Here is a 23633-nt window from a genome sequence, read left to right as displayed (position 1 = left end):
TTCTGAGAGAGCCGGAGTCCGGACATGCCCCGAACCGTCGAAGCCACCCCTCGGGCGATGCCCGGCTCCGCCTCGGGCGGCAGCGAGTTCACGCCCCTCCTGCGCACCGTCAAGAGCCAGGACATCCTGGAGCGCCGGTACGGCTGGTACGCGCGATGCATCGCCCTCAACACGCTCGCTCTCGCCGCCGTTGTCACAGGCATCGCCCTGGTGGGTGACTCCTGGTGGACGCTGCTCCTCGCGCCGCTGCTCGCCGTGTTCTCGGCGCGTACCGCCTTCATAGGTCACGACGCCGGTCACTCACAGATCACCGGCAACAAGACGGCCGCTCGGCTCATCGGCCTTGTCCACGGCAACCTGCTGCTTGGGATGAGCTACTCCTGGTGGAACCACAAGCACAACCGCCATCACGCCAACCCCAACCACATCGACAGGGACCCCGACGTCGCCGCCGACGTCCTCGTCTTCACCGGCGAGCAGGCGGCGCACCGGACGGGCTTCAGGCGCCGGCTCACCCGCAACCAGGCCTGGCTGTTCTTCCCGCTCACCCTGCTCGAAGGCGTAGCCCTCAAGGTGCAGGGATTCCGGGACCTGGGCCGTCAGTCGCCCGGGGAGCGGTCCGTGGAGGCCGTGCTGCTGGTGAGCCACGTCGTGGGATACGCGACGCTGCTGCTCACCTCCATGTCGCCGGGCAGGGCTCTGGCCTTCGCCGCTCTCCACCAGGCCCTCTTCGGCCTGCACCTGGGCCTGTCCTTCGCGCCCAACCACAAGGGCATGGAGATGCCGGACCCGAACGGCGAACCGTGGGGCCACCTGCGCCGGCAGGTGCTCACCTCGCGCAACATTCGCGGCGGCGCGCTGACCGACTGGTTCCTCGGCGGTCTCAACTACCAGATCGAGCACCACCTGTTCCCCAGCATGCCCCGCCCCCATCTGCGGCTCGCCCGGCCTGTGGTGCGCGCCCACTGCCGGGAGTTGGGTATCCCATACGCGGAGACCGGGCTCGTCGACTCCTACCGACAGGCGCTGCGCCACATGCATGAGGTGGGCGAGCCCTTGAGGACGGAGTAGGGGCGCGAGTCGGGAATGTCTCAGGGACGTCTCAGGGTCGCGGTTCGGAACCGTGGGAGGCGCGGATCCGTTTTTCTGGACAGAGAGCGGCAGTGGCCGCGGAGGAGGCGACGCACATGTCGAAGAACGCCAAGATCGCCGCAGGAGGTGTGGCGGTCGGGCTCATCCTGCTGATCTGGCTGCCCTGGTGGGCCGCGCTCCTGATCGTCCTGGGAGTCCCGGCGGCCGCGTACCTCACGCTGGACCCCTCACAGCGGCGCAGGTTGCGCCGAGTCACGCGAAAGGAGCTCGGCCGCTGACGCACCACCGCGTCGGCCCGGTCGGGCCGTCCAGTGCGCAGAAGCCCACCGTAGAGCCGCCCGCGGACCTGCCGACGGCAAGGTCCGCGGGCGTTCCCGTGTCACCCGGCGAACTGACCAACGCCGAGGTGTCGCCACCCGGCCGGGCTCAGATGGGGCGTACGGCCAGCTTGTCGAGTGCCTCGAGGAGGCCCGGCAGCTCCGGGCCCCGGCCCACCGGCAGGACCTCGCCGGGCTCGTCGTCGAGCAGTACGAACGCGATGTCGTCGGTTCTGGCCACGATTGACCAGCCGGGACCGTCGGCGCGCAGGGTCCGCGCGTCCCCTGGGGCGAAGGACGACCGTACACGGCCGAGAGGCGGAGGCGCGTCCACGTACGCGCGGGCCTCCGCGAGGACGCGTCGGATGCCGGCGTGCCCTTTGGGTCCGTCCGACTCGGCTTCCCCGGTGCCTTCGTTTTCCTCCGTGCCCTCGGTTTCCTCCGTGCCTCCGGTGGCCTCGGGCGACCCGTCGGCGGTGGCAGTCCCCGAAGCCTCGCGGTCCGGGCTCGGGAAGGCCGCGTCGTCGATCTGCTCGCGCCAGATCGCCCACTGGAGTGCGATCTCGTCGGCGCCCAGCCGCCGCTGGGCCGGCCCCCAGGTGGTCGTGTCCGGCGGTGCCAGCGCGGGACGGTCCGCGACCTCGGGGTCGGGATCGTGCGGCGCGGGCACACCCGGTGCCGCGACGGCGACCGCGAGGGGCCAGCCGGGAAGGCCGGCGACAACCGTGCGTTCGTCGGGTGACAGGTCGTACTCCATGCCGCAGTCCCAGGACGCGATGGCCACGGCGACCAGCGACACGTCGTCGATGACGACCGTCCACCGGGCGCCCTCGCCGTCCTGGCCGAGCACCAGGCCGTACCCGTCGGCCAGCGGCGCGAGACCGAGCGCCGCGCAGGCCTCCAGATAGTCGTCGCCGAGGACGCTCGGGAACTTCGCCGGCGTCAGCAGCACCGCCGTGAGCACATAGAGCGCGTCGTCCTCGGCGGCGACGGCGCCCTCGTCCGTCCCGGCCATCCCAGCCTCCCCATCGGTTCGTCCAACGGCGCGCACCCTAGTGCGCCCGGGAGGCGCTTGTCACGACTCCCCGGCACACCGGAGCTGCAGTTTTCCGACCGGACGGGGCGAATCGACCACCCGGTGCCGTGCCTCAGGCCGCCGGAAGCCCAAGAAGTGCCCGTGCCACCGTTCGAGGCGATTCGTCGCGCTCCCGGGCGAGGGCGATGACGGCCCGGCAGGCCAGCTCGTTGACCCCGAACGACAGTGCCTCCGGCGACACCCAGCCGGCCGCCTCGTCGATCCGCTCCTGATCGTCCTCCGCGCAGGCCGACACATACGCGGCGGCGGCCTCGAACAGGTTGTGCGAGCGTGCGTCCCGACCGGTCCCCGTCTCGGGACGCAACGCTTTGACGAATCCGGCACAGGACTTGCGGACCCTGCCGAACATGCTGACCACCTTCCCCCTGCGTGGTTGCCATGGCTGATCGTCCATCTTCCGCTACTCAACGTAGAGTTGGAGCTTCGGCGGCAGAAGGGGGACGGCGCGGTGAAGCGCTTCGAGCGGCTCGCACAGATCCGGACGATGGATCCGGAGCAGGACGCCACGGAGATCTACCGGCTTACCGCGGCGTACGAGTTCCCCTGGGACTTCACCCGCGCTCTGGAGCTGGCCCTGTACCGCACGTACGCCGTGCCGAGCGTAGGGCGACTGCTCGCGGAGACGGCGGAGCTCACGGCTCGGGCACAGAAGCGCTATGACGACACCTCGCTGCTTCTCGACGCCGTCGTCGAGCACGGCTTCGCCAGTGAGGAGGGCCGTACGGCGATCCGCCGCATCAACCAGATGCATCGCAGCTACGAGATCAGCAACGACGAGCTGCGGTACGTGCTCTGCACGTTCGTCGTCATGCCCAAGCGCTGGATCGACGCCTACGGCTGGCGTCGGCTGTCGCGTCACGAGATCGTCGCCTCCTCCGTCCACCACCGCACTCTGGGGCGGCACATGGGCATCCAGGACATACCGCAGACCTACGAGGAGTTCGAGGCGTGTCTCGACGCCTATGAAGAGGCTCACTTCGCCTGGGATCCGCAGGCACGGCAGGTCTCGGACGCCACACTCGACCTGATGGCCTCCTGGTACCCGCGTCCCCTCGCGCCCCTCCTGCGCAGCACGACGCTCGCCCTGCTCGACGACCCGCTCCTGCGTGCCTTCCGCTACTCGCCGCCCAACGCCGCCACCCGTGCGGTGGTCCGCCGCGCGGTCCGGTTGCGCGGCCGTGCCGTCCGGCTGCTGCCGCCCCGGCGCGCACCCCACTACGCGCGCCAGAACTGGGAGATCAAGGGCTACCCGAACGGCTACCGGCTGGAGGACCTGGGCACCCGGCCGGTTCCTGGGATGCGGGGCTGCCCGGTCCGTCGGACCGGTCCGACGGCGGTCGTCTCCGAAGAGTGAACGAAGCGTGTCGCGCAACCATGCGAGTCGACCTCCACGGGAGGGGGCTCTGGACGCCGTCGGCGTTTGCGTGGTGACCGTGCCAGGTTCCGGTCACGACGTGACGTTCGACCACCCCGACGCCTTCCTGGCGGCGGTCGCCGGGCCGGACCGGCGGCGTCAGCCCTCGCGGACGGCCAAGGCCAGGAACCGGTCGTCCTGGTCGACGTACGACGTCAGGCGCCACCCAGAACCGGCCAGCAGCGGACGGAGGTTGGGTTCCGTGCGCAGGTCGTCCGGCGTGATCTGCCGGCCCTGGCGTGCCGCGAGCGCCGCCCTGCCGATCGGGTGGAACAGTGCCAGTCTGCCGCCGGGGCGCACCACGCGCGTCAACTCCCGCAGGTTCTCGGCCGGATGGGGCAGATGGGAGATGAGCCCCGCTCCGAACACGGCGTCCAGCGACCGCGAACGCAGCGGCAGCGCGGTCACGTCGGCGAGCAGCAACCGCCCGTCCCGGTCCCGTCCGGCCCGCACGGCGGCCTGCAGCATGTCCGGGGTCAGATCCACCCCGACGACCACCCCAGCGGGCCCCACGGCCGCACGCAGCGGCGTCAGGGCCCGTCCCGTGCCGCAGCCCGCGTCCAGCACGCGATCACCCTCGCGCAGCCCGAGGACCGCGACCGCGGCGGCATAGGCGGGACCGTCGTCGGGGAACCGGCTGTCCCAGCCGGCGGCGCGGGCGCCGAAGAACTCCTGGACACGTGTGTGGTCGTCGCTCATGTTCCGCATGATCCCTCACCGACAAGGATGACGTCCCGGCGCACACGTTCGAGCGCGATGCGATCGTCCAGGTGCACCTCTGCGCCATATTCCAACAGTTTTCGAAATGCTCCCCCTTTGTGCGCCCCTGCCCCGACTAGCGTCACTGAGCCATGGGACACCTGGACCACGCCGCCCTGGGGTGGCTGACCCCCGCACTGTCGTATGTGATGGCCTGCATAGGCGCCGCGCTCGGGCTGCGCTGCACCGTCCGCGCGCTCGGCGCCACCGGACGCTCGCGCCGCAACTGGCTCCTCACCGCGGCCTCCGCGATCGGCACCGGCATCTGGACCATGCACTTCGTGGCCATGCTCGGTTTCAGCGTCAGTGGCACCGACATCCGCTACGACGTGCCGCTCACGATCGCGAGCCTCCTGGTCGCCATGATCGTCGTCTGTGCCGGCGTCTTCGCCGTCGGATACAGCCGCGACCGCACCCGCGCGCTCTTCCTCGGCGGACTCACCACCGGGCTCGGCGTCGCGAGCATGCACTACCTGGGCATGGCGGCGGTACGGCTCCACGGCGACGTCACCTACGACCCGGTGCTCGTCGGACTCTCCATCCTGATCGCCGTCGTCGCGGCCACAGCGGCCCTGTGGGCGGCCCTCAACATCAAGTCACCCGTCGCCGTCACCATCGCCTCGCTCATCATGGGGGCGGCCGTGAGCAGCATGCACTACACCGGGATGTTCGCGGTGGGCGTGCGCGTCGCGCCCTCCGGGGCGCCCCTGCCCGGGGCCACGGCGATGCAGTTCATCTTCCCCCTCGCCGTCGGCCTCGGCTCCTATCTCTTCCTGACCTCGGCCTTCGTCGCGCTGTCGCCTACGACGGGGGAGCGCCAGGCATCCGCCTCGGCCCAGCGGCCGATCGAGAGCGCGGCCCACTAGCGGTGCCCCGGACCCCGCACCGCCCGGGCGGCACGCCCCGAACCACTCCCGAGCGAGGAGGCCATGCGTACACCGCGTAGGACCCCCACAGCCGGCGCCGAGACGCCGCCCCAGCCCACCGTGCGCGGCCGCCGCGCACACGCCGGACCGCCGGCCGACGAAAGCCCGGACGACCCCGTGGGCGCGATACCGGACGATGCACCCGCGCGCGCGGGACGCTGGTTGATGCGCCCGCGGACGGTCCGCGCCAAGATCGTCTGCCTGCTCATGGTGCCGGTCGTCTCCCTGCTCGCCCTGTGGGCGTACGCCACCGTCACCACCGCCCAGGACGTCGCCCGCCTGCGGCAGTTGCAGCGCGTGGACTCCGGGATCCGCACCCCCGTCGCCGCGGCCGTGGCCGCGCTGCAGACCGAGCGGGCAGCCGCCGTTCGCCAGGCGACCGACCCGTCGGCCGGGCCGAGCGGCGATCTGAAGAAACTCGCGCAACGCACGGACCGGGCGGTGGCCGAACTGCGGCTCGGGGACGCCAGCACCATCGCCGACAGCGAGGAGCTGCCGACCGGAGTGGCCCAGCGGCTCGACGCGTTCGTCACCGGCGCCGAACAACTGCGTTCACTGCGCACGGCCGTCCTCGATCGCGACGCGGGCTGGGACGAGACATACGGCCGGTACACCAAGATCATCGGGAGCGCCTTCGCGGTGGGCGGCGCCCTCACCGGCATCCAGGACGCCGAACTCGGCTCCGACGCGCGCGTGCTGCTCGAATTCTCCCGTGCGGGCGAGGCCCTGGCCCAGGAGGACGCCGTCCTCGCCAGCGCGCGCCTCGCCGGCGGCCTCTCGGGCGAGCGACTGCGGCTGTTCACCGGCGCCGTCGACACCCGCCGTGCCCTCACCGAGTCCGCGGTCACCGACCTGCGCGGCTCCGAACGCGCCGCCTGGCACCACCTCGCCGACGGCAGCGCCTACGCCACCGTGGGCGCCACCGAGGACAAGATCCTCGCCGTCGGCGCGGGCGCCCGCGCGATCGAGGCGGCACCGGAAGCCAAATGGACCGGGGCACACGCGCGCGTGCAGGACGGCATGCGGACGATCGAGGAGGACGCGGGACGCGATGTCGCCGACCGGGCCGACCCGTTCACCCGCGGTCTGCTCACCCCTGCGGGCGCCGCGGTACTCCTGGGCCTCGTCGCCGTCGCCGCCTCACTCGTCATCTCCGTACGCATCGGACGCGGCCTCGTCGTCGAGCTGGTCAGCCTGCGCAACGGCGCCCTGGAGATCGCACGCCGCAAACTCCCGGAAGCCATGCGGAAACTGCGTGCGGGCGAGGAGATCGACGTGCAGGCCGAGGCCCCGCCCGGACCGCCCGCGGAGGACGAGACCGGTCAGGTCGCCGAGGCCCTGGGCACCGTGCACCGCGCCGCGCTGCGGGCCGCAGTGGAGCGCGCCGAGCTCGCCAGCGGCATCTCCGGCGTCTTCGTCAACCTCGCCCGCCGCAGCCAGGTCCTCGTCCATCGCCAGCTGAGCCTCCTCGACAGCATGGAGCGCCGGTCCGACGACCCGAACGAACTCAGCGACCTCTTCCGGCTCGACCACCTCACCACCCGCATGCGGCGGCACGCCGAGAGCCTGATCATCCTCTCCGGAGCCGCCCCCGGCCGGGCCTGGCGCATGCCGGTCCCCCTGACGAACGTGGTCCGCGCGGCAGTCTCCGAAGTCGAGGACTACGCGCGCGTGGAGGTACGACAACTCCCCGACGCGTCGGTCGTCGGCACGGCCGTCGCCGACCTCACCCACCTGCTGGCCGAGATCATCGAGAACGCCGCCCAGTTCTCCCCGCCCCACACGCGCGTGCGCGTCACCGGCGAACCCGTCGGCAACGGCTACGCCGTCGAGGTCGAGGACCGCGGTCTGGGCATGGGCAAAGAGACCCTCACCGAAGCCAACCGACGCATCGAGCAGTCCGAGACACTCGACCTGTTCGACAGCGACCGGCTCGGCCTCTTCGTGGTCAGCAGGCTCGCCGCCCGCCACGGCATCAAGGTGCATCTGCGTACCTCCCCCTACGGCGGCACCACCGCGGTCGTCCTGCTGCCCACGGCCTTGCTGCACGCCGGTGCGGCGGAACGTTCCCCCCGCCGGGAGGAGGACGCGGAGCGGCCCGCGGAACGCGAGTACGCGCGCGTGGCCGCCACCGCACAGCACCAGGAGTCCGTCCCCGCACCGGCCGACCGCCCCGCACTGGTGGCACCAGCGCCGGCCGCGGCACGGGCCACGACCGACACACCACCCCCGGGAGTCACCGCCTTGCGTCTGCACCGTCCTCCGGACGACGCCGCCGAGGACTCGGACGACCTCCCACGCCGGGTACGGCAGGCGAATCTCGCCCCCCAACTGCGCGAGCGGCGCTCCGAGGACCCGGCACAAGCGTCCGCCGCCCCGAACGACGACCAACGCACCCCCGAACTCGTACGGGACCGCATGGCGGCTTACCGCGACGGCTGGGCCCGCGGCGGCGGCAGGCAGCCCGGTCGCGGTGCCACCCCGGATTCCCCGGCGGGCAGTGACAGCATCGAAGGAGACCCCGAATGATCCAGGACCCGAGCATGAGAGCCGCCCAGCGGTCCGGCGAACTGGACTGGCTGCTGGACGACTTGGTGGTGCGTGTGAGCGAGGTACGACACGCCGTGGTGCTGTCCAACGACGGGCTCGCCGTGGGCGCCTCTACCGACCTCGGCCGCGAGGACGCCGAACACCTCGCGGCCGTAGCCTCCGGCTTCCACAGCCTGGCCAAGGGGGCGGGCCGCCACTTCGGTGCCGGAGGCGTGCGCCAGACCATGGTGGAGATGGACGACGGCTTCCTGTTCGTGGCCGCCGCGGGTGACGGCTCCTGTCTCGCCGTCCTCACCGCCGTGACCGCAGACATCGGCCTGGTCGGCTATGAGATGGCACGACTGGTCAAGCGCGTCGGCGAGCACCTGTACACGCCTACCCGCATCGGCGCGCGGCCTCCCGCCGCCGGATGAGGCGAGAAGGTCCACGCCCATGACCGAGGACATGACGGGCGCCCCGCGGGAGCAGGGCAGCCAGTGGTACGACGGCGAGGCCGGTCCGCTCGTCCGGCCGTACGCGATGACGGGCGGACGCACCCAACCCGGCCCCAGCGGGGTGCGATTCGACCTGATCGCCCTCGTCACGCTGGACACTGGTGCGCCCGGCATCGACGAGGACACCGCGCTCGGACCCGAACACCGGGCCCTGATCGACCTGTGCCGCCCGGAGACACAGTCGGTCGCGGAACTCGCCGCGGGCGCCGACCTGCCCGTGGGCGTGGTCAGGGTGCTCCTCGGCGATCTGCTGGAACTCGGCTGTGTCACCGTCAGCCGTCCGGTGCCGCCCGCGCAGCTGCCTGACGAACGGATTCTGCGCGAGGTGATCGAGGGGCTGCGCGCGCTGTAGATGACAGTTGCCCTCCGAAAGAAACCGCGGTTGCCACCATGCACGCACCTATTGCCGTCGTCCGATGCCGGCCCTCCCGAGAGAAGTGATCGATGGTCTCCGATGACTCCGACGTCCAGGGCGGCGACACGACCGCGCTGGCGTTGAAGATACTGGTCGCCGGCGGATTCGGCGTGGGCAAGACCACCCTGGTGGGCGCGGTCAGTGAGATCAGGCCGCTGCGCACCGAGGAACTGCTCAGTGAGGCCGGTCAGCTGGTGGACGACACCGACGGCGTGGACCAGAAGGTCACCACGACGGTCGCCATGGACTTCGGCCGCATCACCATCCGCTCCGGTCTGTCCCTCTACCTCTTCGGCACGCCGGGCCAGGACCGCTTCTGGTTCCTGTGGGACGAGCTGTCGCAGGGCGCCCTCGGCGCCGTGGTCCTCGCCGACACCCGCCGACTGGAGGACTGCTTCCCTGCGGTGGACTACTTCGAGCACCGCCACATCCCGTTCGTGGTGGCCGTCAACTGCTTCTCGGGCGCCCGGAGCTACGGCGCGCAGGACGTCGCGCGCGCCCTCGATCTCGACCAGGGCACACCTGTGGTGCTCTGCGACGCCCGTGACCGCGATTCAGGAAAGGAGGTGCTGATCCGGCTGGTCGAGTACGCCGGGCGGATGCACACCGCCCGGCTGCTCGACTCGGTGGGCTGACCCCGGCAACGGGTGCCGGAAGCCGTTCTCAGTGGGCGACGGCCTTCTGCGCCAGGACCTTGTCGATCGAGACACGGACGAGGAGTTCGCCCGGGACGCCGTTGCGGGCGCCGAACTCCTCCGCCCGCTCCTCGCCCATGTACCTCGCTCCGATGCGACCGGCCCAGTGGCGGACCTGGTCGAGATCCTCCGAGAGCCGGGCGTGGCCCTGTATCACCACGAAGTCGAAGGGTGGCCGGTCGTCGTCCACGCACAGGGCGACCCGGCCGTCCCGGGCCAGATTGCGCCCCTTCACGCTGTCCTTGCCGGTGTTGAACACGAGCTCGTCCCCGTCGAGCAGGAACCAGATCGGCGCCACGTGCGGGCTCCCGTCGGCCCGCACGGTCGACAGCTTTCCGGTGCGGGTGCCGTACGAGACGAACTCCCGCCATTCCTCTTCGGTCATCTTCTGTGCCATGCCCCTATCCTCCTTGCTCGCAGGAGAGTGGTGGGGAAGGGTGGCAGGGAGATCCTCCAGCGAGGAGGAGACGTCACACGGGGAGACGGGAAACATGGCGGAGAACCAGGGACTTGGCTGGCTGCTGGACGACTTGACCGAGCGCGTCGAACACGTGCGGCACGCCTTGGTCCTGTCCAACGACGGGCTGGTCACCGGGGCGAGCACGGGACTTCGCCGCGAGGACGCGGAGCACCTCGCCGCCGTCTCGTCCGGACTGCACAGCCTCGCCAAGGGCTCGGGACGACACTTCGGCGCGGGCCGGGTGCGCCAGACGATGGTCGAGTTCGACGACGCGGTGCTGTTCGTCACCGCGGCGGGAACCGGCAGCTGTCTGTGCGTGCTCAGCGGTGCGGAGGCTGACATCGGTCAGATCGCCTATGAGATGACACTGCTCGTCAACCGTGTCGGCGAGCACCTCGGCGTGGACGTCCGGCAGTCCGAGCGCAGCACAGCAACAGATCTCTGACCTGCATATTCGTCGCCCCCGTGGAGTTATCCACAGGCTCGCCGCGATGTCTGCCGGACCGGCTACGGTTTTTGTCACGGCGAACGCACACAGCGTGAGCAACAGACTCCACGGGGGAGATCGACCATGTCTGTCGACACCGTTACGACACCGCACCGCCTTTCCTGCGCACCGAGCCGCGCCGCACGGGAACTGGGGCTCAGGCGAGGCGAGTTCGACCTCGCCGTCCACCTCGGACACATCAGTACCGTGCCCGACGAAGAGGGCGGGGGCCGCCGCGTCACGCGCTCCGAGATCGACCGGTTGTCCGCGCACGAAGGCTTCCCGGAGTCCCTCCGGGCGCGGGTGACAGCCGTGGGTACCACGGAGGGCGCGGCCGTCATGGAGGTGCCCCCGGGCAGGTTCACGCGCCTGGCACGCCTGGGACTGGTGGTGCCGGTCACGTTTTATCTGAACCGCTACCGAACGGTGGTCTGGCAGTATCTGGCCGAGGAACTGCGGCAGTTCGCGGCCGACGAGAAGAACGCCCGGCTGCTGACGGCGCGTATGCCCGAGGGGCTGCGCGACCAGTTGGAGACCGGCCTGGATCTGCGCGCTCGCAACTGGCGCGGCCGCCACCTGGGTTTCCTGCTCCGGCAGGCCGGCGACCCTTGGGAGCAGGCCGGGGCAGTGGCTGCCTTCCTCGACCCTCTCCAGATCGCGGAGATCGTTCCCGATCCCTACGAGCGCTCCCATCTGAACCGCTTCAGGCCTGGGCCACCCGCCCATGGCGCGCCGGGTTCGCCGACCGCGCACCTCGCCGAGAGGATCATGACGGCGGACGACCCGGACGAGATCGGCTGGCTGAGGGCGGACCTGGCGCGAGTGCTGGAGGAAGCCCGGGAGCACCGGCCCGCGCCGCGCCCCGCGACAGCGCGCCCCGCGGCAAAACCGACCCGCGCGGCGAACCCGGTCCCTGCACCGGCACAGCACGACTCGCCCGTGCCCGAGGAGCCGCAGCCACATCCGCCCCGGAAACTGCCGGGCTGGCTGCGCCGCGGCAAACGCCGGCCGCCTGTGCGGCTCTGAGCGGGCTACAAGGCTCTGAACAAGCCCTCCTGGACGACCGACACGAGCAGCCGCCCCTCCACGTCGTAGATCCGGCCGCGGGCAAGACCGCGTCCGCCCGTCGCGATCGGCGACTCCTGGTCGTACAGGAACCACTCGTCCGCGCGGAACGGCCGATGGAACCACATGGCGTGGTCCAGTGACGCCATGTCGAATCCCCGCGGACCCCACAGCGGTTCGACCGGGATGCGGACGGCGTCCAGGAGGGTCATGTCGCTGGCGTAGGTCAGTGCGCAGGTGTGCACGAGCGGGTCGTCGCCGAGTGGCCCGACCGCGCGCATCCACACCGCGCTGCGCGGCTCGGCGTCCTTGACCTCCTCGGCACTCCAGCGCAGCCGGTCCACGTAACGGATGTCGAAGGGCTGACGGCGGGCCATGCGCTCCAACTGCTCGGGCAGCGCGCCCAGGTGCTCCCGGACCTCGTCCGTGACCGTCGGCAGTGATTCCGGGTCCGGGACCTTGCGGGCCGGCGGCAGCTGGTGCTCGAAACTTCCTGGCTCAGGCTTGTGAAAGGAGGCGGTGAGATTGAAGATCGTGCGGCCCTGCTGCACAGCGGTGACCCGGCGGGTCGTGAACGACCGCCCGTCCCGCACCCGTTCCACCTGGTACACGATCGGCACGCCCGGCCGTCCGGGACGCAGGAAGTACGCGTGCAGCGAGTGCACCGGGCGGTCGCCCTCCGTGGTGCGCCCGGCGGCGACCAGCGCCTGGCCCGCCACCTGGCCCCCGAAGACCCGCTGCAGGGACTCCTGCGGGCTGAGGCCGCGGAAGATGTTGACCTCGATCTGCTCCAGATCGAGCAGGTCGACGAGCCTCTCGGCCGCGTTCGTCATGGGTGGGATTCTCCTGTACTCACAGCTGGCCGACGTCGGTGACGCGGACGATCGCGCGGCCCTCGGCGTCGGAGGCCGCCAGGTCGATCTCCGCGCTGATGCCCCAGTCATGGTCGTCGTTCGGGTCGTCGAAGATCTGGCGGACGCGCCACAGGCCGTTCTGCGGCTCCTCCTCGATCATCAGCAGCTTGGGGCCGCGCGCGTCCGGACCGGTGCCCAGGTCGTCGTACTCGTCCCAGTACTTGTCCATGGCCTCGCCCCAGGCGTCGGCGTCCCAGCCGGCCTCCGCGTCCATCTCGCCGAGTTCCTCCACCTGGTCGAGGGCGGCGAGCTCGACACGGCGGAACATGGCGTTGCGGACGAGGACGCGGAAGGCGCGGCCGTTGGCGGTGACCGGCTTGACCTGGTCGGCCTTCTCCTGAGCCTCCTCGGCGGTCATCTCCTCCGGGTTGGCGAGCTGCTCCCACTCGTCCAGCAGGCTGGAGTCCACCTGGCGGACCATCTCGCCGAGCCACTCGATCAGGTCCTGGAGGTCCTCGGACTTGAGGTCGTCCGGGACCGTGTGGTCCAGGGCCTTGTAGGCGCTGGCCAGGTAGCGCAGGACGATGCCCTCGGTGCGGGCCAGCTCGTAGTGGGACACCAACTCCGTGAAGGACATCGCCCGTTCGTACATGTCACGGATGACGGACTTCGGGGACAGCGGGTGGTCGCCCACCCACGGATGGCTCTTGCGGTACGTGTCGTAGGCGTGGAAGAGCAACTCCTCCAGGGGCTTCGGGTACGAGACGTCCTGGAGGCGCTCCATGCGCTCCTCGTACTCGACGCCGTCCGCCTTCATCGCGGCCACGGCCTCGCCGCGCGCCTTGTTCTGCTGGGCGGCGAGGATCTGCCGCGGGTCGTCGAGCGTGGACTCGACGACGGAGACCATGTCCAGCGCGTAGGAGGGCGACTCGGGGTCGAGGAGCTCGAACGCGGCGAGCGCGAAGGTGGACAGTGGCTGGTTGAGCGCGAAGTCCTGCTGCAGGTCCACGGTGAGGCGGACGATGCGGCCCTCGGCGTCCGGCTCGTCGAGCTTCTCGACGATTCCGCCGTCCAGGAGCGAGCGGTAGATGGCGATGGCGCGGCGGATGTGCCTGAGCTGCTGCTTGCGCGGCTCGTGGTTGTCCTCCAGGAGGTGCCGCATCGCCTCGAAGGCGTTGCCGGGCCGGGCGATCACCGACAGCAGCATGGTGTGCGTCACCCGGAAACGGGAGGTCAGCGGCTCCGGATCGGAGGTGATGAGCTTCTCGAAGGTGTTCTCCGTCCACCCGACGAAGCCCTCGGGCGCCTTCTTGCGGACGACCTTCCGGCGCTTCTTCGGGTCGTCGCCCGCCTTGGCGAGCGACTTCTCGTTCTCGACCACGTGCTCGGGAGCCTGTGCGACTACAAAGCCCGCGGTGTCGAAGCCCGCGCGTCCGGCGCGGCCGGCGATCTGGTGGAACTCACGGGCACGCAGCGTGCGTACGCGGGTGCCGTCGTACTTGGTCAGGGCCGTGAACAGCACGGTCCGGATGGGCACGTTGACGCCCACGCCGAGCGTGTCCGTGCCGCAGATGACCTTCAGCAGACCGGCCTGCGCGAGCTTCTCCACCAGTCGGCGGTACTTGGGCAGCATGCCGGCGTGGTGGACTCCGATGCCGTGCCGTACGTAACGGGAGAGGCTGCGGCCGAACTTGGTGGTGAAGCGGAAGTTGCCGATCAGCTCGGCGATCTGGTCCTTCTCCTCGCGCGTGCACATGTTGATGCTCATCAGGGCCTGCGCCCGCTCCACGGCTTGCGCCTGGGTGAAGTGCACGATGTAGACCGGCGCCTGCTTGGTCTCCAGCAGCTCGGTCAGCGTCTCCGTGAGCGGGGTGAGCCGGTACTCGTAGGAGAGCGGTACCGGGCGGGTTGCCGAGCGGACCACCGACGTCGGCTTGCCGGTACGCCGGGTGAGGTCCTTTTCGAACATCGACACGTCGCCGAGCGTGGCCGACATCAGGATGAACTGCGCCTGCGGCAGCTCCAGGATCGGGATCTGCCAGGCCCAGCCGCGGTCCGCCTCCGCGTAGAAGTGGAACTCGTCCATGACGACCTGGCCCACGTCCGCGTGCTTGCCGTCGCGCAGGGCGATCGAGGCGAGCACTTCGGCGGTGCAGCAGATGACGGGGGCGTCGGCGTTGACGGAAGCGTCACCGGTCAGCATGCCGACGTTCTCGGTGCCGAAGAGTTTGCACAGCTCGAAGAACTTCTCCGAGACGAGCGCCTTGATCGGAGCCGTGTAGAAGGTGACCTGGTCACGGGCCAGCGCGGCGAAGTGGGCGCCCGCCGCGATCATGCTCTTGCCGGAGCCGGTGGGCGTCGACACGATCACGTTGGCACCCGAGACCGCCTCGATCAGCGCTTCCTCCTGGTGCGGGTAGAGCGTGAGACCGCGCTCCTGGGCCCACGACTCGAAGGCGTCGTACAGGGCGTCGGGGTCGGCGGTCGGCGGCAGCTGATCGATGAGGGTCACCCACCCATCTTGCCTGCCCTCCTCCCCTATAGGGGAATCGGATGCGGGCATGAAGATCGCGAACGCTACGCTGTGTCGCCGACGGAGCGTCAGTGCGCCCGGTCAACTGGACAGCGGCACACGAGGAATGGGGCGGGCAGCGGCGATGATGGGACCAGCACACTCACTGTCGGGGGCCGCGGCCTGGCTCGGCGTCGGGGCGGCGGCCGCCGCGGCAGGGCACACCATGCCCTGGCCGGTCCTCCTGGTCGGAGCCCTGATCTGCGCCGGGGCTGCGCTCGCCCCGGACCTCGACCACAAGGCCGCCACCATCTCGCGCGCCTTCGGACCGATCTCCCGCGGGCTATGCGAGATCGTCGACAAGCTCTCCTACGCCGTCTACAAGGCCACGAAGAAGCAGGGCGATCCGCGCCGCTCCGGTGGGCACCGCACGCTCACGCACACCTGGCTGTGGGCCGTCCTGATCGGCGCGGGCGGCTCGGTGGCGGCGATCACCGGCGGACGCTGGGCGGTGCTGGCGCTCCTGTTCGTGCACATGGTGCTGGCCATCGAGGGCCTGCTGTGGCGGGCGACCCGGGGCTCCAGCGCCGACGTCCTGGTCTGGCTGCTGGCCGCGACCAGCTCATGGATCCTCGCCGGCGTCCTGGACAAGCCGGGCAACGGCTCGGACTGGCTGTTCACGGCGCCGGGCCAGGAGTACCTGTGGCTGGGGCTGCCGATCGTGCTGGGTGCGCTGGTGCACGACATCGGGGACGCGCTGACCGTCTCCGGCTGCCCGGTCCTGTGGCCGATTCCGGTGGGCCGCAAGCGCTGGTATCCGATCGGCCCGCCGAAGGTCATGCGGTTCCGGGCCGGCAGCTGGGTCGAGCTGAAGGTGCTGATGCCGGCGTTCATGCTGCTCGGGGGAGTGGGCTGCGCGGCGGCGCTCAACTTCATCTGAGCGCCGGGCCCGCATCGGGCCGCCGCGCGCCTGCGGGAGCTGTGCCCGGGGTGATCTCAGTCGGCCCCGCCGCCGTAGCGGCGTTCGAACTGGGCGATGCGGCCCTCGGTGTCCACCGTCCGTGCCTTTCCGGTGTAGAAGGGATGGCTCTCCGAGGAGATCTCCACGTCCACCACGGGGTAGGTCTTGCCGTCGTCCCACTCGATGGTCTGGTCGCTGGTCGCGGTGGACCGGGTCAGGAAGGCGTAGCCGGCGGCGCGGTCCCGGAAGACGACCTCGTGGTAGTCGGCGTGCTTGTCCTGCTGCATGGATGCTCCTTCTACGGCGTCGGTTTCTACGGCGTCGGTGAGGCACCCGAGGGCGCGGGTCCGGCGGGATCAGCCGTGCAGGGTCTCCTCGTCGACGATGTGCATCGCGGCCTCCTCGGCGGAGGCCGCCGCACCGTCGATGCCCACGTCCGTGGCGACCAGCGCGCTCTCCTCGTCCTCGTGTACCCCCTCGTCGGGTGCCACGAGTCGGCCGGAGCGGGCCGAGCCGACCTCGTTGTCGAGGGGTTCCCCGTCGGTGTCCTCGCAGTCACCGATGCCGTCGCCGTCGGGGGCGGTGGGATCGGGCAGCTCTTCGGCGAGCCGCTGGTCCAGCGTCTCGCCATGCCGGCGCTCGGCGGCCGTCACACCGCTGTGCTCCACCGCCCATGGCCGCTCCGGAGGGGACCAGCCCCGGTCGAGAGGATCGCCGACACCATCGTTCTCCAGGGTGTCCTCCGCGTCCAGCAGCCCTGCGTCGTCCTGGATCTCGGATCTGTCGGGCTGGTAGACGTCGTCGCCCCATCCGTCGGCGCTGTTCACGGGTACCTCCAGGTGATGAGGGCGGGCGCGTCCTCCCCGCGGTCGGCGACCGGCCGTGAGCGTACGGGGCGCACGCGGAGCGCATCGGCGAACCGTATGCACCATGGGCGCTCCCCGAGCCGGTGCCGGTTTCCAGCCTTCCACCCCTTTTCGCAACCGCGCAACGCCACGGACACAGCGGCCCGCGAACCGCTCACTCCCGACCGGCCCCCGCACAGCCCACACCGGAACGTCCCCGTCCGGCCACGCCCGCCGCGGCACGGCCCGGACCCGCTGGAGCGGCATTGCTCGGTCCCGTCGAGGCCGTGCAGCCGGGACTACAGCCCGGACCAGTCGAGGCTGGGCAGCTCGGACCCACCCCGCCCCGCCCCCGGCAGAGCCCGCTCACCCGTGCCAGGACCGCCACAGCGCCGCGTACGCGCCGTCTGCGGTGACCAGCTCGTCGTGGCTGCCCAGCTCCCTGATGCGGCCGTTCTCGACGACGGCGATGACATCCGCGTCGTGGGCGGTGTGCAGGCGGTGGGCGATGGCGACCACCGTGCGGCCGTCGAGGACACGGGCGAGGGAGCGTTCGAGGTGACGGGCCGCGCGTGGGTCGAGGAGGGAGGTCGCCTCGTCGAGGACCAGCGTGTGCGGGTCGGCCAGCACCAGGCGGGCCAGCGCGATCTGCTGGGCCTGGGCCGGGGTGAGCGCCAGACCGCCCGAGCCGACCTCGGTGTCGAGGCCGTCGTCGAACGCACGCGCCCAGCCGTCGGCGTCCACCGCGCCGAGCGCCGCCCACAGCTCGGCGTCGTCGGCGTCGGTCCGGGCGAGCAGCAGGTTGTCGCGCAGCGATCCCACGAAGACGTGGTGTTCCTGGTTGACGAGGGCCACGTGCTCGCGGACCCGTTCCGCGGGCATCCGGGAGAGTTCGGCGCCGCCGAGGGTGATCCGGCCGTCCCGGGGTGCGTAGACGCCGGCGAGCAGCCTGCCCAGGGTGGACTTGCCCGCGCCCGAGGGGCCGACCAGCGCCAGCCGGGTGCCGGGCGCCACATCGAGGGAGACCTTGCGCAGCACGTCCACGCCGTCGACGTAGCCGAAGTGCACCCGGTTCGCGTGCACGTCGCGTCCGTCGGGAACGAGCCCGGCGTCGCCGGCCTCCGTCTCGATGTCGCGCACGCCGACCAGACGGGCCAGCGACACCTCGGCGACCTGGAGCTCGTCGAACCAGCGCAGGATCAGGTTCACCGGGTCGACGAGCATCTGCGCGATCAGCGCACCGGTCGTCAGCTGACCGACATCGATCCAGCCCCGCAGGGCGAACCAGCCGCCGATCATCAGGACCGAGCCCAGCACCGTCACGTGGGTGACGTTGATGACCGGGAAGAGCACCGACCGCAGCCACAGCGTGTAGCGCTCCCAGGCCGTCCACTCCTTGATCCGGCGCTCCGACAGATCGATACGGCGGTGGGCGAGCCGGTGAGCCTCGACGGTGCGCCCGGCGTCCACGGTCTCGGCGAGCGCGGCTGCCACGGCGGCGTACCCGGCGGACTCCGAACGGTAGGCGGACGGCGCCCGCCGGAAGTACCAGCGGCAGCCGACGACCAGCAGCGGAAGGGCGAGCAGCACGGCGGCCGCCAGTGGCGGTGCCGTGATCACCAGCCCGCCCAGCAGCAGGGCCGTCCACACGACCCCGATCGCCAGCTGGGGCACGGCCTCGCGCATCGCGTTGCCGAGCCTGTCGATGTCCGTCGTGATCCGGGACAGCAGGTCGCCCGTCCCGGCCCGCTCCAGGACGCCCGGCGGCAGACCGACCGACCGGACGAGGAAGTCCTCGCGCAGGTCGGCCAGCATTCGCTCGCCGAGCATCGCCCCACGCAGCCGCACCTCGCGCACGAACACGGCCTGGATGGCGAGGGCGACCACGAACAGCGTTGCCGTCAGCCCGAGATGGAGTTCACGCGCGCCGTCCGACAGCCGCTCCACGAGCCCGCCCAGCAGCCACGGGCCCACCATGGAGGCCATCACGGAGATGGTGTTCACGGTGATGAGGAGAACGAAGGCACGGCGGTGCCGGCGGAACAGTTCGGCCACGTAGGCGCGTACGGTCGCGGAGGCGCCGACGGGCAGCGTGTTCGCCGTCGTCGGGGCCGCCGGGTCGTACGCCGGTGGCGCCACGCCGATCATGCTGTCTCCTCGATTTCTTCCAGTTCGTCGAGTCCTTCGAGCACGCCGTTCAGGGCGGTCTCTTCGTCGGTCTCGCGTGTCACGACCGCCCGGTACCGGGGGTCCTTGTGGACGAGTTCGCGGTGCACGCCGACCGTGACGACCTCGCCCTCGTGCACCAGGGCGACCCGGTCCGCCCGGTCCAGGAGCAGCGGCGAGGAGGTGAAGACCACGGTCGTGCGCCCCGCCCGCAGCTCCCGCACGCCCTCCGCGATCCGTGCCTCGGTGTGCGAGTCGACGGCGGAGGTCGGCTCGTCCAGGACGAGCACCTCAGGGTCGGTGAGCAGCGACCGGGCCAGGGCGAGCCGCTGGCGCTGGCCGCCGGACAGGGAGCGTCCGCGTTCGGTGATGCGGGCGTCCATCGGATCCTCGGCGTCGAGCGAGCCCTGGACGAGGGCGGTGAGGACGTCACCGCACTGCGCGGCCGCCAGTGCTTTCTCGGCGCCGACGTCACCGGACGCGGGGACGTTCAGCAGTTCGCGCAGTGAACCGGACAGCAGCACGGGGTCCTTGTCCTGGACGAGGACGGCCGTTCGCGTGGAGTCGAGCGGAAGCTCGTCGAGAGGCACCCCGCCCAGCAGTACCGACGTGCCCTCCTCCGAGGGGTGGCCGCCCAGCCGTTCCGCCAGGCGCCCCGCCGCATCCGGGTCGCCGCAGACCACAGCGGTGAACCGTCCGGACGGCGCGAGCAGACCGGTCGCCGGGTCGTACAGGTCGCCGGAGGGCACCTCGGCGGCGCGCGATCCCACGGTGTCGGTCGCCCGCTCCAGCGACAGCACGCGCGCGGCCCGCTTGGCCGACGGGCGCGAGAAGGAGTACGCCATGGCGATCTCCTCGAAGTGCCGCAGCGGGTAGGTGAGGACCATCACCGAGCTGTAGACGGTGACCAGTTCGCCGACGCCGATGCGGCCCTGGCGGGCCAGATGGACGCCGTACCAGACGACTGCGACCATGAGCAGCCCCGGCAGCAGCACCTGGATCGCGGAGATCAGGGCCCACATCCGGGCGCTGCGGACGGCCGCGTGGCGGACCTCCTGGGAGGCACGGCGGTAGCGGTCGAGGAAGAGGTCCTCGCCGCCGATGCCGCGCAGTACGCGCAGACCGGCGACGGTGTCCGAGGCGAGTTCGGTGGCCCGTCCGGCCTTCTCGCGCTGGAAGTCGGCCCGTCGGGTGGCCCGGGGCAGCAGCGGCAGCACCGCCAGCGCCACCACCGGCAGACCCACGGCGACGACGACGCCGAGCGTCGGCTGGTAGACGACCAGGCCGACGCAGACCAGCACGACGGTGATCGCCGCCGCGGTGAACCGCGACAAGGCCTCGACGAACCAGCCGATCTTCTCCACGTCTCCCGTGGAGACGGCCACGACCTCGCCGGCCGCCACGCGCCGGGTCAGCGCCGAGCCCAGCTGGGCGGCCTTGTGGGCCAGCAGTTGCTGGACCCGGGCGGCCGCCGTGATCCAGTTGGTGACGGCGGTGCGGTGCAGGAAGGTGTCGCCGATCGCCTGCCCGGCACAGCACAGCGCCAGCAGCCCGCCTGACAGGGCGAGTTGCCGGCCGGAGCGGTCGACGACGGCCTGGACGGCGAGACCGACACAGAAGGGCAGCGCGGAGACGGACACGAAGTGCAGCAGTCCCCACGCCAGTGACTTGAACTGGCCCCCCAGCTGATTACGGAAGAGCCACCACAGGAATCGGGGACCTGAGCGTGCGTCGGGCACACCCGGGTCGGGATACGGAAGGTCTTGAATCTGCATGACGTCCCAGTGGCTCGTGTCAGGGGGTGGAAGGGACCGCGAACGGCGGCAACAAACCGTGAAAGGTTCGCGTCGCAACGTGGTCGGGGGCAACAGGTTTTCTGCTCCGGCGCGCGAAACCGGCTACCCGGGGTGGTGCGACCATGGAGCGATGCGAAAGGGCGGCGGTATGCGGCGAGCGCTGGCGTGGGCGGCCGGCGGGTTGCTTGTGACGGCCACGTCCGCGTGCGGCGGCGCCGAGCCGGGCGGTGGTGGGGACGCGGGCCCCGTCGGGAAGGCCGCCCCGACCCGCTCCGCGTTCACCGACCCGGCCCGCACGACCCGCATCCCCGACGTCGGCGACCGGCTGCAGCGGCGCATTCCCGCCGACTCCCGCCAGGTCGTGGCGGTCTACGGCACCGGCAGGGACTCGGCGGACGCCACGGTCGTGTTGTACACGAAGCACGGCTCCGCCTGGGACCGCACCCGCGACTGGCCGGCGCACAACGGCAAGAAGGGCTGGACCACCGACCATCACGAGGGCGACAACCGCAGCCCCGTCGGAGTGTTCACGCTCGGTGACGCGGGCGGCGTGCTCCAGGACCCCGGCGCCAGGCTCCCGTACACGCGGTCCGCGGCCTTCGCGGCCCCGCGCTGGTGGTCGAAGCCGTACTGGCACGACTTCGACTACGTCATCGCCATCGACTACAACCGCGTCAAGGGCACCCCGCCCAACGACCCGGTACGCCCCGAGGGCGCCTCCAAGGGTGGCGGGATCTGGCTGCACATGGACCACGGCAGCGGTACGTCGGCCTGCGTCAGCGTGTCCAGGCAGGCGATGGGGTATCTACTGCGCACGCTCGACCCGGACCGGCATCCCGTGGTGGTGATGGGGGACCGGGCCGACCTGAAGACCTAGCACTCGGGTGGGAGGCCTCATTGCGGGGGACGCCCGACTGGCCGTAGAACACCGGCCATGAAGAGACGGATCATCATGTCCATGCTCGCCGGAGCGACCCTTCTGGCGAGCACCCTCCTCGGAGCGGCGCCCGCGCCCGCCGCGGAAGCCGGGACCGCCCCGGCCCCATCCGCCGACGTCCCCGCCGAGTTCGGCACCGACTGGCACGATCCCATCACGGCCGCCCCGCCCCTCACCAAGCCCGCCGGAAAGTCCTGCCAAGTCACCCTCGCCGAGGCGCAGTTCCGTGACTTCACGCCCTACAAGGGCTCGTACACACCGCCGGACGGCTGTGGCGACCGGTGGAGCAAGGTCGTGCTGCGCATGGACGGCAAGGTCAAGGGACGGCAGTTCGACCGGCTCGGTTATCTGCACCTGGGCGGGGTCGAGATCTTCCGTACGTCCACTCCCCAGCCTTCGCCCGACGGTATCGAGTGGTCCGTCGAGAAGGACGTCACGCGCTACACCGACACCCTTCGCGACAGCCAGGACGTCGAGATGCTCATCGGGAACGTCGTCGACGACACATACACCGGAATCATCGACGTCAAGGTCACCCTGACGTTCTACGCGGGCAAGCCGGCCGTCACGCCCGACCGGGTCCTGACCCTCGACGACCGGTCCACCCTCACCACCCCGCGCAACAGCGAACGCATCATCGCCGAGGTGTACGCCACCGGCTCCGGCGGCGGCTGTGAGGAGTACTGGTACCTGACGGTCCCCGAGGAGGCCCCGTACTCCTGCCAGGCCGACGGCGGCCCCTACCGCGAGGTGCAGATCAAGGTCGACGGGCACCTCGCGGGCATCGCCGCCCCGTTCCCGACCGTGTGGACCGGCGGCTGGTCCAACCCCTTCCTCTGGTACGTCGTTCCGGGACCGCGCGCCTTCGACATCAAGCCGATCGAATACGACCTGACGCCCTTCGCCGGCCTGTTCAACGACGGCCGTCCACACCGCGTCGAGGTCTCGGTCGTCGGCGTTCCCGAGGGGCAGAGCGGCTGGAGCACCCCGGTGAACGTCCTCGTCCGACAGGACGCGAAGAGCGCCCACGTCACCGGGAAGCTCACCGCGCACAAGGTCGGACCACTCGCCGACTCCTCGACGTACACGCCCGGTTGGGAACACCGTGTGGACACCGAGGGTGATCATCGGCTGACCGTCGCCGGGTACGTCGACACCTCGCACGGCCGGGTGACGACCACCGTCACCCGCTCCCTCGCGAACACCTCCACGCACCGCTGGACGGACGGCGAGACCACGGACGGGCTGGACGCCACGTGGACGGACGACGAGTCGGTCATCGTCGACGGTCGCGGACCGGCCCGTACAGCGCGCACGCAGCGGACGTACACGATGGACGGCAGGACCACGCTCAGCGCGGCCGACCGGCTGCGCACCGTGCTGACCCTCGGTGACCGTGCCGTGATCACGGAATCGTTGGGCGGACGGCGCACCGCGTGGTCGCGGCTCGACGACACCTACGCGGGCGACGCCACGTACACGGTGAACGTGCCGCGCGACCAGCGGCACGCGGTCGGCACGACGGGCGAGCGCTACCGGATCCGCGGTTCCGACGGGTGCTACGACCGCTCGCTGACCACCGTCCAGGGAGTGCTCACCGAGGATCACCGGGGCTGCTGACCGGAGTTGTGTGCGATGCGTCACAGGTGGCCTGGATTTACGCGGGGGCAACACGAAGGTCTTGCGGGCGATCAACGTCGCCTCCAGAGTGATCGGCACGGAAACGGCTTTCCGTATCGCAGAAGTACCGTCCTTGGCTTCTGTGTGTCACCGTCCCCCCTCAAGGAGTGCC

The 23633-nt window shown here is 70.9% G+C and carries 23 protein-coding genes; 13 read left to right on the top strand and 10 right to left on the bottom strand.

The genetic code is table 11. The features are described from left to right. The first annotated feature begins 24 nt into the window (after positions 1-24). Positions 25-1071, top strand: coding sequence for a fatty acid desaturase family protein (locus tag ACFYO2_RS07260; RefSeq protein ID WP_388345272.1), 1047 nt, complete (start codon positions 25-27; stop codon positions 1069-1071). Positions 1072-1187: 116 nt separating this feature from the next. Further along, on the top strand, positions 1188-1370 hold the full coding sequence (locus ACFYO2_RS07255; protein ID WP_189704020.1) for a hypothetical protein: 183 nt from the start codon (positions 1188-1190) through the stop codon (positions 1368-1370). 148 nt (positions 1371-1518) lie between these two features. Here the strand turns inward: ACFYO2_RS07255 and ACFYO2_RS07250 are convergent, their stop codons facing one another. Beyond that, a complete protein-coding gene (locus ACFYO2_RS07250; protein WP_388345270.1) occupies positions 1519-2424 on the bottom strand; it encodes a hypothetical protein in 906 nt (301 codons plus the stop codon). A gap of 133 nt (positions 2425-2557) precedes the next feature. After that, positions 2558-2854, bottom strand: a complete 297-nt coding sequence (locus ACFYO2_RS07245; protein WP_388345268.1) for a hypothetical protein — start codon at positions 2852-2854, stop codon at positions 2558-2560. A 99-nt stretch (positions 2855-2953) separates the two neighbouring features. Between ACFYO2_RS07245 and ACFYO2_RS07240 the strand changes: the two genes are divergently transcribed. Then, entirely contained in the window at positions 2954-3859 is a 906-nt protein-coding gene (locus ACFYO2_RS07240) for an oxygenase MpaB family protein (RefSeq protein WP_388345266.1), read from the top strand. A 159-nt stretch (positions 3860-4018) separates the two neighbouring features. Here ACFYO2_RS07240 and ACFYO2_RS07235 read toward each other — a convergent pair whose 3' ends face one another. Continuing rightward, the gene (locus tag ACFYO2_RS07235; protein WP_388345263.1) at positions 4019-4618 is read right to left on the bottom strand and encodes a class I SAM-dependent methyltransferase; all 600 of its coding nucleotides are present in this window, start codon (positions 4616-4618) and stop codon (positions 4019-4021) included. A 152-nt stretch (positions 4619-4770) separates the two neighbouring features. Between ACFYO2_RS07235 and ACFYO2_RS07230 the strand changes: the two genes are divergently transcribed. The 5 genes from ACFYO2_RS07230 (at position 4771) to ACFYO2_RS07210 (ending at position 9698) form a co-directional block, all read left to right on the top strand. Then, positions 4771-5544 carry an MHYT domain-containing protein gene (locus ACFYO2_RS07230; RefSeq protein ID WP_388345260.1) on the top strand — a complete coding sequence of 258 codons (774 nt, stop codon included), beginning with the start codon at positions 4771-4773 and terminating at the stop codon, positions 5542-5544. Positions 5545-5607: 63 nt separating this feature from the next. Then, complete coding sequence (locus tag ACFYO2_RS07225; protein ID WP_388345257.1) at positions 5608-8133, top strand: nitrate- and nitrite sensing domain-containing protein; 2526 nt, start codon at positions 5608-5610, stop codon at positions 8131-8133. Beyond that, positions 8130-8567, top strand: a complete 438-nt coding sequence (locus ACFYO2_RS07220) for a roadblock/LC7 domain-containing protein (RefSeq protein WP_388345255.1) — start codon at positions 8130-8132, stop codon at positions 8565-8567. The genes ACFYO2_RS07225 and ACFYO2_RS07220 overlap by 4 nt, the downstream gene beginning before the upstream one ends. 19 nt (positions 8568-8586) lie before the next feature. After that, entirely contained in the window at positions 8587-9000 is a 414-nt protein-coding gene (locus ACFYO2_RS07215; RefSeq protein WP_388345252.1) for a DUF742 domain-containing protein, read from the top strand. 92 nt (positions 9001-9092) lie between these two features. Next, positions 9093-9698: an ATP/GTP-binding protein gene (locus ACFYO2_RS07210; RefSeq protein ID WP_388345249.1), complete on the top strand. Its 606-nt coding sequence runs from the start codon at positions 9093-9095 to the stop codon at positions 9696-9698. Positions 9699-9726: 28 nt separating this feature from the next. Here the strand turns inward: ACFYO2_RS07210 and ACFYO2_RS07205 are convergent, their stop codons facing one another. Beyond that, positions 9727-10155 (bottom strand): PPOX class F420-dependent oxidoreductase, encoded by a 429-nt coding sequence (locus ACFYO2_RS07205; protein ID WP_388345247.1) that lies wholly within the window; start codon positions 10153-10155, stop codon positions 9727-9729. Between the two features lie 94 nt (positions 10156-10249). Between ACFYO2_RS07205 and ACFYO2_RS07200 the strand changes: the two genes are divergently transcribed. Continuing rightward, the gene (locus ACFYO2_RS07200) at positions 10250-10663 is read left to right on the top strand and encodes a roadblock/LC7 domain-containing protein (protein WP_388345244.1); all 414 of its coding nucleotides are present in this window, start codon (positions 10250-10252) and stop codon (positions 10661-10663) included. A 126-nt stretch (positions 10664-10789) separates the two neighbouring features. Further along, a complete protein-coding gene (locus tag ACFYO2_RS07195) occupies positions 10790-11731 on the top strand; it encodes a DUF6397 family protein (RefSeq protein ID WP_388345241.1) in 942 nt (313 codons plus the stop codon). A 5-nt stretch (positions 11732-11736) separates the two neighbouring features. Here the strand turns inward: ACFYO2_RS07195 and ACFYO2_RS07190 are convergent, their stop codons facing one another. Both ACFYO2_RS07190 and ACFYO2_RS07185 read right to left on the bottom strand, forming a co-directional pair. Continuing rightward, positions 11737-12603: an acyl-CoA thioesterase gene (locus ACFYO2_RS07190; protein ID WP_388345239.1), complete on the bottom strand. Its 867-nt coding sequence runs from the start codon at positions 12601-12603 to the stop codon at positions 11737-11739. A 19-nt stretch (positions 12604-12622) separates the two neighbouring features. Further along, positions 12623-15136: a DUF3516 domain-containing protein gene (locus ACFYO2_RS07185; RefSeq protein ID WP_388345233.1), complete on the bottom strand. Its 2514-nt coding sequence runs from the start codon at positions 15134-15136 to the stop codon at positions 12623-12625. 145 nt (positions 15137-15281) lie between these two features. On the opposite strand from ACFYO2_RS07185, the gene ACFYO2_RS07180 reads away from it, so the two are divergent. Then, entirely contained in the window at positions 15282-16076 is a 795-nt protein-coding gene (locus tag ACFYO2_RS07180; protein ID WP_388345230.1) for a metal-dependent hydrolase, read from the top strand. Positions 16077-16132: 56 nt separating this feature from the next. On the opposite strand, the gene ACFYO2_RS07175 is transcribed toward ACFYO2_RS07180, so the two are convergent. The 4 genes from ACFYO2_RS07175 to ACFYO2_RS07160 form a co-directional block, all read right to left on the bottom strand. After that, a complete protein-coding gene (locus tag ACFYO2_RS07175) occupies positions 16133-16384 on the bottom strand; it encodes a type B 50S ribosomal protein L31 (protein WP_388345227.1) in 252 nt (83 codons plus the stop codon). A 69-nt stretch (positions 16385-16453) separates the two neighbouring features. After that, the gene (locus tag ACFYO2_RS07170) at positions 16454-16924 is read right to left on the bottom strand and encodes a DUF5709 domain-containing protein (protein ID WP_388345224.1); all 471 of its coding nucleotides are present in this window, start codon (positions 16922-16924) and stop codon (positions 16454-16456) included. Between the two features lie 384 nt (positions 16925-17308). After that, on the bottom strand, positions 17309-19090 hold the full coding sequence (locus ACFYO2_RS07165) for an ABC transporter ATP-binding protein (RefSeq protein WP_388345221.1): 1782 nt from the start codon (positions 19088-19090) through the stop codon (positions 17309-17311). Further along, on the bottom strand, positions 19087-20883 hold the full coding sequence (locus ACFYO2_RS07160; RefSeq protein WP_388345219.1) for an ABC transporter transmembrane domain-containing protein: 1797 nt from the start codon (positions 20881-20883) through the stop codon (positions 19087-19089). Before ACFYO2_RS07160 ends, ACFYO2_RS07165 begins: the two co-directional genes overlap by 4 nt. A 151-nt stretch (positions 20884-21034) precedes the next feature. Between ACFYO2_RS07160 and ACFYO2_RS07155 the strand changes: the two genes are divergently transcribed. Both ACFYO2_RS07155 and ACFYO2_RS07150 read left to right on the top strand, forming a co-directional pair. After that, positions 21035-21781 (top strand): hypothetical protein, encoded by a 747-nt coding sequence (locus ACFYO2_RS07155; protein ID WP_388345216.1) that lies wholly within the window; start codon positions 21035-21037, stop codon positions 21779-21781. Positions 21782-21838: 57 nt separating this feature from the next. Beyond that, positions 21839-23461: a peptide-N4-asparagine amidase gene (locus tag ACFYO2_RS07150; RefSeq protein ID WP_388345213.1), complete on the top strand. Its 1623-nt coding sequence runs from the start codon at positions 21839-21841 to the stop codon at positions 23459-23461. Positions 23462-23633: the final 172 nt, after the last annotated feature.

This window comes from Streptomyces sp. NPDC006602, assembly GCF_042870385.1.
GTDB lineage: Bacteria > Actinomycetota > Actinomycetes > Streptomycetales > Streptomycetaceae > Streptomyces.
The sequence above is the reverse complement of the archived record's forward strand: the minus strand, read 5'-3'. Positions and strand labels throughout refer to the sequence as shown.

Excerpts from the sequence above, each read along its gene's own strand:
- ACFYO2_RS07150 (WP_388345213.1), top strand. The coding sequence starts at position 21,839 with ATGAAGAGACGGATCATCATGTCCATGCTCGCCGGAGCGACCCTTCTG.
- ACFYO2_RS07245 (WP_388345268.1), bottom strand. The coding sequence starts at position 2,854 with ATGTTCGGCAGGGTCCGCAAGTCCTGTGCCGGATTCGTCAAAGCGTTG.
- ACFYO2_RS07195 (WP_388345241.1), top strand. The coding sequence starts at position 10,790 with ATGTCTGTCGACACCGTTACGACACCGCACCGCCTTTCCTGCGCACCG.
- ACFYO2_RS07210 (WP_388345249.1), top strand. The coding sequence starts at position 9,093 with ATGGTCTCCGATGACTCCGACGTCCAGGGCGGCGACACGACCGCGCTG.
- ACFYO2_RS07180 (WP_388345230.1), top strand. The coding sequence starts at position 15,282 with ATGATGGGACCAGCACACTCACTGTCGGGGGCCGCGGCCTGGCTCGGC.
- ACFYO2_RS07200 (WP_388345244.1), top strand. The coding sequence starts at position 10,250 with ATGGCGGAGAACCAGGGACTTGGCTGGCTGCTGGACGACTTGACCGAG.
- ACFYO2_RS07190 (WP_388345239.1), bottom strand. The coding sequence starts at position 12,603 with ATGACGAACGCGGCCGAGAGGCTCGTCGACCTGCTCGATCTGGAGCAG.
- ACFYO2_RS07165 (WP_388345221.1), bottom strand. The coding sequence starts at position 19,090 with ATGATCGGCGTGGCGCCACCGGCGTACGACCCGGCGGCCCCGACGACG.
- ACFYO2_RS07225 (WP_388345257.1), top strand. The coding sequence starts at position 5,608 with ATGCGTACACCGCGTAGGACCCCCACAGCCGGCGCCGAGACGCCGCCC.
- ACFYO2_RS07250 (WP_388345270.1), bottom strand. The coding sequence starts at position 2,424 with ATGGCCGGGACGGACGAGGGCGCCGTCGCCGCCGAGGACGACGCGCTC.
- ACFYO2_RS07230 (WP_388345260.1), top strand. The coding sequence starts at position 4,771 with ATGGGACACCTGGACCACGCCGCCCTGGGGTGGCTGACCCCCGCACTG.
- ACFYO2_RS07215 (WP_388345252.1), top strand. The coding sequence starts at position 8,587 with ATGACCGAGGACATGACGGGCGCCCCGCGGGAGCAGGGCAGCCAGTGG.
- ACFYO2_RS07255 (WP_189704020.1), top strand. The coding sequence starts at position 1,188 with ATGTCGAAGAACGCCAAGATCGCCGCAGGAGGTGTGGCGGTCGGGCTC.
- ACFYO2_RS07205 (WP_388345247.1), bottom strand. The coding sequence starts at position 10,155 with ATGGCACAGAAGATGACCGAAGAGGAATGGCGGGAGTTCGTCTCGTAC.
- ACFYO2_RS07175 (WP_388345227.1), bottom strand. The coding sequence starts at position 16,384 with ATGCAGCAGGACAAGCACGCCGACTACCACGAGGTCGTCTTCCGGGAC.
- ACFYO2_RS07235 (WP_388345263.1), bottom strand. The coding sequence starts at position 4,618 with ATGAGCGACGACCACACACGTGTCCAGGAGTTCTTCGGCGCCCGCGCC.
- ACFYO2_RS07160 (WP_388345219.1), bottom strand. The coding sequence starts at position 20,883 with ATGCAGATTCAAGACCTTCCGTATCCCGACCCGGGTGTGCCCGACGCA.
- ACFYO2_RS07260 (WP_388345272.1), top strand. The coding sequence starts at position 25 with ATGCCCCGAACCGTCGAAGCCACCCCTCGGGCGATGCCCGGCTCCGCC.
- ACFYO2_RS07155 (WP_388345216.1), top strand. The coding sequence starts at position 21,035 with ATGCGAAAGGGCGGCGGTATGCGGCGAGCGCTGGCGTGGGCGGCCGGC.
- ACFYO2_RS07220 (WP_388345255.1), top strand. The coding sequence starts at position 8,130 with ATGATCCAGGACCCGAGCATGAGAGCCGCCCAGCGGTCCGGCGAACTG.